General features: G+C 42.3%; 1 pseudogene. It reads right to left on the bottom strand.

The window, feature by feature from the left end:
* Positions 1 to 685, bottom strand: a pseudogene (locus tag ACFIO5_RS10640) (histidine kinase dimerization/phospho-acceptor domain-containing protein); the annotation flags it as partial.

The following is a 685-nucleotide window of genomic DNA, read 5'->3' as shown; positions in this document are numbered from 1 at the left end:
AGTCGCGATGCATCAGAAATATCAGTAATCAAACGGTCAAGACGACGCACATCATGTTGAATAATTTCAATCAATTGTTCCTGTGCTTCTTCATTTTTAGCCAAAGGAAGGGTTTCAACAGCACTACGCAGTGAGGTAAGCGGATTTTTTAATTCGTGGCTTACATCAGCAGCAAAGCGTTCAATGGCTTCAATACGCATATAAAGGGCATTTGTCATATCACGAATAGAGGTCGAAAGGTGACCAATTTCATCTTCACGCATTGAAAAATCAGGAATTTCTACGCGCTTATTATTGCCATTGCGCACACGGTTGGCAGAAGCAGATAATTTGCTGAGTGGATGGGCAATTGTATGAGCTAAAAAGAGAGAAAGTACCAAAAGCACGCTGCCTACGACGGCAAAAACTTTAAAAATAACCAGTCTTTCACCTTTTACAATGTCATCAATATCCGAACCGGTGGTTGAAAGAAGAAGCGCACCTACCACAGCTCGATAGCGTTGAACAGGCACGGCGACAGAAACGATTAATTGACCTTGTCTGTTGCGTCGTTTAGCGGTTGCAAGTGATCCATTAAGAGCTCGGTAAACTTCAGGATGAACAATACACCGTTATTTTGCTTGCTCCCTATCAATGGCAAGACCATTGCCATAAAGTGCATTTGAAAACCAAGAAAAGAGGCGCT

It is taken from the genome of Bartonella sp. AA86SXKL, assembly GCF_042196885.1.
Note: the sequence above shows the minus strand (reverse complement) of the source record. Positions and strands in the feature narration are given on the sequence as shown.